Genomic DNA, 6758 nt, shown 5'->3' on the forward strand with positions numbered 1-6758 from the left:
CTTTGAAAAATCTCTCTAAAAAACATCCTTGTTTTCTGAAGCTTATTTCGATTCTTTTATCTCGTTTCTAGTAATTCTTTGATCAGCTGATTCAGTGCCTGTGTTGATTGGCAGCGTCTCAATGACTGTAAGTTTGTTTTAATGACTGGAAAGTTAAAACGTAAATGCCCACACCATTGTTTTAGGCGCCCAAGCGTTGCCACCTCATCGTACTCTTGTTGCAGTTGTTGGCTGTAATCCAAAAACAATTCAACGAGTTGCTGTTGTGGAAGTACATCTTTGCCCGCTAAATGAGAGCGGATTTCCTGAAAAACGAATGGATTGTTGAGCGAGCCGCGACCTATCATAAAGTGTTGGCAGCCTGTAATGGCCTGACATCTAAGTAGGGAGTCAATGTCAACGATGTCACCGTTCGCCACTACCTCCATTTTTGTTCTGTCTTGTATCTGTCCTATTTTTTCCCAGCGAGCCGGTGGTTTGTAGCCATCTACTTTGGTTCTGCCATGAACGGTGAGCTTTTCTGTTCCTGCGCTTTCTATGGCGGCCACATTATCAAATAGACGTTCTTCGTCTTCGTAGCCTAGGCGTATTTTGGCGGACAAATGAATATGGCTTGGCAAAGCTTCTCTCGTGGCGTGCATTATCTCATGGAGGATGTTTGGATCCTGAAGCAGAACAGAGCCGCCTCCATGGCCATTAACTCGTTTCGCAGGGCAGCCAAAGTTGATGTCAATATGAGTCGCCCCAGCTTCGCTGGCGGCCAGTGCACTTTGAGCCATGAGCTCGGCGTTGCTGCCTAATAATTGAGTGTAAACAGGGTGGTTGTGGGCGGTTCTGGCCTGATCCTGATTTTCAAGGACGAGGCGCTTAAAAGTATGGCTAGGAATGGCGTATTGGGAGACGCGTACAAACTCCGATACTAGATAGTCCATGCCGCCAACTTGCGATAACAGTCTGCGCATGGTGTGGTCCATGACGCCCTCCATTGGCGCGACAGCAAGTGTTATGTGAGTTTTTTGCGGGGGTGGGTTCAAGATTTTTGTCGATTTAGGTGGAATGTTCACGAAATAAGTTAAACTGTTATGTAAAAAAAATGTCAAACTGTTCTGGTTTGTGGTAAAAATTAGCATAAATCAAAAACAGTATCTGTGAGTGTGCATATGAGCACATTCACCGCGGACAAACAAGGCAAGCGAAAAGGTATAAAAACTATGACTGGATTGTTAGAAGACGGTATCGGGTTAATGGTATTAGGGATGGGCTTTGTATTTCTATTCCTAATATTGTTGATCTTTGCGACAACCTATATGTCGCGTTTACTGAATCATTTTTTCCCTGATGCACCGGTTCCTGAAGCGGCGGCACCTGCTGCGCCATTGGCGGCAAACAACACTAGGGTTGATGAGCATTTGAAAGCTGTTATTACTGCTGCCGTGCATCAACATCGTCAAAACAAAAAAACTAATTAATATTTTCTAACTGAGGCTGAAATATGACAACTCCTAAGCAACCTCTGGGTATAACAGATGTCGTCTTGCGCGATGCGCACCAATCATTGTTTGCAACTCGTATGCGTATTGACGATATGCTGCCAATCGCAGAAAAATTGGATCAAGTAGGCTACTGGTCACTTGAATCTTGGGGTGGTGCGACGTTTGATTCCTGTATCCGTTATATCGGTGAAGATCCTTGGGAGCGCATCCGTGAACTGAAAAAAGTGATGCCAAATACGCCTCAGCAAATGTTGCTACGAGGTCAAAACTTGTTGGGTTATCGTCACTATGCTGACGATGTGGTAAACAAATTCGTTGAGCGTGCTGCGGTTAATGGTGTGGATGTCTTCCGTATTTTTGATGCCATGAATGACCCGCGCAACTTGGAAACGGCCATTAAGGCGGTGAAAAACCAAGATAAGCATGCACAGGGTACGATTTCTTACACTAAGAGCCGTGTGCACACGACTCAGAACTGGGTAGATTACGCTAAGACATTGGAAGACATGGGGGCTGACTCCATTGCCATTAAAGATATGTCTGGCATCTTAACCCCATACGATGCTTACGAGTTGGTTAGCCTGTTAAAAGCACAAACTCACTTAGAAGTGCATCTACACGCTCATGCAACCTCTGGTTTGTCTGATATGACTATCTTGAAAGCTGCTGAAGCCGGTGTTGACCGAGTTGATACAGCAATCTCTTCTATGTCGATGACATATGGTCACAGTGCAACAGAATCTGTTGTGGCGGCATTACAGGGTACAGATCGTGATACAGGGCTAGATCTCACCTTGCTTGAAGAAATTGCTTCCTACTTTAGAGAAGTGCGTAAAAAATACGCCAAGTTTGAAGGTTCACTACGTGGTACCGATTCTCGTATCTTGATTGCACAAGTACCTGGCGGCATGTTGACGAATATGGAAAGTCAGCTAAAAGAGCAAGGCGCAGCCGATAAGTTTGATGATGTACTAAAAGAAATTCCGAAAGTGCGTGAAGATTTAGGTTTGATTCCTCTTGTAACTCCGACGTCTCAAATTGTTGGTACTCAGGCGGTACTAAATGTTTTGACGGGTGAAAGATACAAATCTATCTCGAAAGAGACAGCCGGTATTCTTAAAGGTGAATATGGCGCTGCGCCAGCAGAGTTCAATAAAGAGCTACAAGAGCGTGTGTTAGCGGGAGAAGAGGCAATCACTTGTCGCCCTGCGGATCTTTTATCCCCTGAAATGGATAAATTGACAGAAGAACTTGTTGGTTTGTCCAAAGAGAAAGATATTAAGTTAACAGACGACAGTATTGATGATGTCCTAACTTATGCCTTGTTCCCACAAATCGGTTTGAAATTTTTGCAAAACCGTGGCGATGCCAGTGCCTTTGAACCAGTGCCTTCTGCTGATGATGTGGTCAGTGCAACAGAAACCTCTACTGAAGCGGGTGTCTACACCGTTACTGTTTCTGGACAAAGCTATGTGGTTGAAGTGGCAGATGGTGGCGATATTAGCCAAATCCAACCAGCTGGTGCGAGTGCAGCGGCGCCAGCAGCAACGGCTCAGCCAGCCCCTGTATCTGGTGGCGAACCTGTACCATCACCGCTTGCGGGTAATATCTTCAAGGTTCTAGTGGCTCCGGGTCAGCAGGTTGCAGAAGGTGATACTGTGATGATTCTAGAGGCAATGAAGATGGAAACAGAAATCTCAGCGCCTAAATCAGGAGTGATAGGTTCCATTAACGTGAAAGAAGGTGACTCGGTACAAGTGGGTCAGTCACTTCTTACTTTGTAATCTAGGAAAATTTAGAGATGGAAAATAAGCTACTAAATTTGCTTCATGATACAGGTTTTTACCAGCTTGAGCTGGGCCAGTTTGTGATGATGTGTGTGGGTCTTCTACTGATCTTTTTAGCCGTGAAGAAAGGGTTTGAACCTTTGTTGTTACTGCCTATTGGTATAGGTGCTGTCATGGTTAATATTCCCGGGGCTGGCTTTATGGCTGCTCCCGTTTATGATGCGACGGGTCACTTGGTTTCCCCTGGTGGTCTTCAGTACTACATCTATCATGGTGGTATTGAAACGGGTTTATTCCCATTGTTGATCTTTATGGGTGTGGGGGCAATGACGGACTTTGGTCCTATGCTAGCTAACCCTAAAACGCTTCTACTCGGTGCGGCGGCCCAGTTTGGTATCTTTGCAACGGTGATCGGTGCGGTGGTACTGGGTGCTGCGGGTATTATGGACTTCACTTTAGCGGATGCTGCGGCAATTGGTATTATCGGTGGTGCTGACGGTCCGACGGCGATCTTTGTTGCCAGCCGACTTGCTCCTGATTTATTGGGTGCAATCGCGGTTGCAGCCTATTCGTACATGGCATTGGTTCCATTGATTCAGCCGCCAATCATGAGAGCGCTTACTTCTAAAGAAGAACGTGCTATCAAAATGGTTCAGTTACGAGTGGTTTCGAAGAAAGAGAAGATCATATTCCCTCTTGTGGTAATTTTCTTGGCGGCTATGTTTTTGCCAAGTGCTGCGCCGCTACTAGGTATGTTCTGCTTCGGTAACTTAATGAAAGAGTGTGGCGTAGTGGATCGTTTAAGTGATACTGCTCAAAACGCTTTGATCAACACGGTTACTATCTTCTTAGGCTTGGGCGTAGGTTCAAAACTTAGCTCAGCGGATTTCTTAAATGTTGAGACGTTAGGGATCTTAGGCTTAGGTCTGGTAGCTTTCTCTATTGGTACAGCTTCCGGTGTTATTATGGCTAAGATTATGAACAAGTACTCGGCTGAAGATATTAACCCTCTTATCGGTGCGGCGGGTGTATCTGCTGTTCCTATGGCGGCGCGAGTTGCTAACAAAGTTGGCTTGGAAGCAAACAAGCAAAACTTCTTGTTGATGCACGCAATGGGTCCAAACGTTGCGGGTGTTATTGGCTCTGCAGTAGCGGCCGGTGTGATGTTGAGTTACGTTGGGGGCTAAGGCTCTTAGCTTTGAAAGACAAGGCCGATGCAGTCATGCATCGGCCTTTTTTATTGGTTAGTTCAAGCGACCGTAAAAAGTCATTCTTGCCGATTCAGATAACTCAATCCCTGGGGCGGAGTTGTAGGCTAGCACCACAAGCATTCGAGTTGTATCTCCTAACGTGGGGGTGACACGATGAATTGCATCTCTGCCGCGGAAAAGAACTAAAGCACCAGGGTCTATTTCAAGTTGCTGTACTGCTACTTGATCATTGAGTACCGCTTCAACACCTGTGTAGTTCATATCTGCTTGGTCGGCATTACGCATGTTAGGAATGTACTGAAAGCTTCCACCTTGCTTGGGCTTTTGCAATAACAAAGTAATGGCGAAGGAGGAGTTATCAAAGTGCCATCCAAGCTCTTGCCCTTCGCTTGCATAATGTAGGTTGATGGAGGAGAGTGGATCCGCGTAGTTATAAAGTTGCTGCTCTTCTAAAACCTCAGCTAAAAATTTCCGAAAGGTTGGCGCATCATAAAGGCTTCTAAGTGGAGAGTTGCTGGCAATGAAGTCATCAGTAATACAGCCCTTAGATGATTCAACTAAGCGGTTTCTTGGGTGTTCTTTTGCAAACTCTGGATCTTCATCTCTTAAGTAAACATTATGACTGTCTGCTGTGTAGTAGGCTAAGTGTTTTTGGCAATTGCCTTCCTCCACGACTTGTTGAACACATTGGGGTGTTAAGAAATTTGGCAAAACTAGAGCGCCATCCTGTTGGAGCTTGCTTCGACAGTCTTGTTGAAATGTGCAGTCATCAATGCTGTACAAATCTTGATTAATGATGGTATCTAATGACATATATAGCCTCTTGTATATACCAATATATTTGAAAGATGTAATAACCAACTAGAGTTTCAGGTTACTTAATCTTATCGTAAGTGAGTAACAATAATTTTTTATCAGGGCATTAAGTTTTGCTTAAGGGTGTAAGTGGCGTGCGAACGTTAAATAATTTAAAGGCTTTCATTACAGCCGCAGAATTAGGCAGTTTTGCACGAGCAGCTGAACAGCTTTGTGTTACTTCCGCGGCAATCAGTCAGCAAATAAAGCAATTGGAAGAAGGATTGCAGGTTAAGTTGCTTGAGCGTTCATCCACAGGTGTGCAGTTAACTCATCAAGGGCGGGAATATTTACCTCATGTTAAGCAGGCGTTTGTATGCTTAGAGCAAGGTGAAGCAAAACTTAAATCAGCAGAACAGGAATCTGTCTTTAAAGTGGCTGCATTGCCTTCAATTGCCAGTAATTGGCTAATGCCAAAGGTCTATGAAATATTAGAGCAACACGAAGATGTGGATGTGCGGGTTGAGGCGAGTCATAGCAAGGTGGATTTTAACCATCAAGATGTTGATGCCTGTATAAGTTTTGGGATCAATGGATACCAAAATGAGCATAAGCAAGAGCTGTTTAACGACTCTGTATGTGCCGTTGCCAGCCCTAGCCTGTTAGAAAAAATAGACAGTAATAATATGGAGCAGTTACTGACTCTTCCTATGATCCATGTGGATTGGGGAAAGGATAATGATGCATTGCCTAGTTGGCAGGACTGGTTAAGGGAAGTGGGACTGCCTGATCGTAAAGTGGCTAAGGGACCAACACTTAATCTAACAAATCTTGCAGTAGAAGCGGCAATACAAGGTAAAGGGTTATTGTTAGGGCAGATGTCACTGATCCAGGCGGAGCTTAAATCGGGTTCGCTAATTAAGGTTAATGATCTCATGCTGCCCTTAAAGCAAGATTACTATTTGGTTTATCCTCAACGAACGGTTGAGACTCACTATGGTCGGCGTATGATGGCGCTGTTATTTGATGTGAAGCTTTAAGCGGATGGGGTAAACGCATAAATTTGTATAATAAATGCTCATATCAATGTGTTTTTGGCTAATCTTTGTACGATTATCTAAGCGTTTGAAATTATTAGCTTAAAAATACAATTAATTGCAGAAAACACTTGCACTAAATCTGTAGATCCTTAATATACGCCCTCGCTGACACGGACAGGGCTTCACTCTTTAAGAGAAACGAAGCAGCTTAAGTGTAACGGCAACGCTCTTTAAAATAGATAATCAGATAATTTGTGTGGGCGCTCGCTGGAGACTTCAGAAGATCGACTTACTAGCTTTTGTTAGAGGTTGATCAAAAAAATTGAAGTCTTACGAGACGTCAAACACGTCAATTCGCTTTATAAGTAAATTGTTAGTGTTTCGATACTTGAGTAAGCAAACTTTTTTAACTGAAGAGTTTGATCATGGCTC

Annotated in this window: 6 protein-coding genes; 4 read left to right on the forward strand and 2 right to left on the reverse strand. The window is 44.2% G+C overall.

The window, feature by feature from the left end; genetic code table 11:
- Window positions 1-56: 56 nt before the first annotated feature.
- Window positions 57-986 carry a tRNA dihydrouridine synthase gene (locus ACUM5Y_RS10780; RefSeq protein WP_445976889.1) on the reverse strand — a complete coding sequence of 310 codons (930 nt, stop codon included), beginning with the start codon at window positions 984-986 and terminating at the stop codon, window positions 57-59.
- Between the two features lie 225 nt (window positions 987-1211).
- Here ACUM5Y_RS10780 and ACUM5Y_RS10785 point away from each other — a divergent pair, with 225 nt between their 5' ends.
- The 3 genes from ACUM5Y_RS10785 to ACUM5Y_RS10795 are packed head-to-tail and all read left to right on the forward strand — an operon-like array spanning window position 1212 to window position 4467.
- Entirely contained in the window at window positions 1212-1469 is a 258-nt protein-coding gene (locus ACUM5Y_RS10785) for an OadG family protein (protein WP_445976871.1), read from the forward strand.
- A gap of 23 nt (window positions 1470-1492) precedes the next feature.
- Window positions 1493-3277 carry a sodium-extruding oxaloacetate decarboxylase subunit alpha gene (gene oadA, locus ACUM5Y_RS10790; protein WP_445976872.1) on the forward strand — a complete coding sequence of 595 codons (1785 nt, stop codon included), beginning with the start codon at window positions 1493-1495 and terminating at the stop codon, window positions 3275-3277.
- Between the two features lie 17 nt (window positions 3278-3294).
- Window positions 3295-4467 carry a sodium ion-translocating decarboxylase subunit beta gene (locus ACUM5Y_RS10795; RefSeq protein WP_445976873.1) on the forward strand — a complete coding sequence of 391 codons (1173 nt, stop codon included), beginning with the start codon at window positions 3295-3297 and terminating at the stop codon, window positions 4465-4467.
- A 57-nt stretch (window positions 4468-4524) separates the two neighbouring features.
- Here the strand turns inward: ACUM5Y_RS10795 and ACUM5Y_RS10800 are convergent, their stop codons facing one another.
- Window positions 4525-5304: a HalD/BesD family halogenase gene (locus tag ACUM5Y_RS10800; RefSeq protein ID WP_445976874.1), complete on the reverse strand. Its 780-nt coding sequence runs from the start codon at window positions 5302-5304 to the stop codon at window positions 4525-4527.
- Between the two features lie 137 nt (window positions 5305-5441).
- Between ACUM5Y_RS10800 and ACUM5Y_RS10805 the strand changes: the two genes are divergently transcribed.
- Entirely contained in the window at window positions 5442-6326 is an 885-nt protein-coding gene (locus ACUM5Y_RS10805; protein WP_445976875.1) for a LysR family transcriptional regulator, read from the forward strand.
- The last annotated feature ends 432 nt before the right edge of the window (window positions 6327-6758 follow it).

Source organism: Marinomonas dokdonensis (assembly GCF_052747885.1).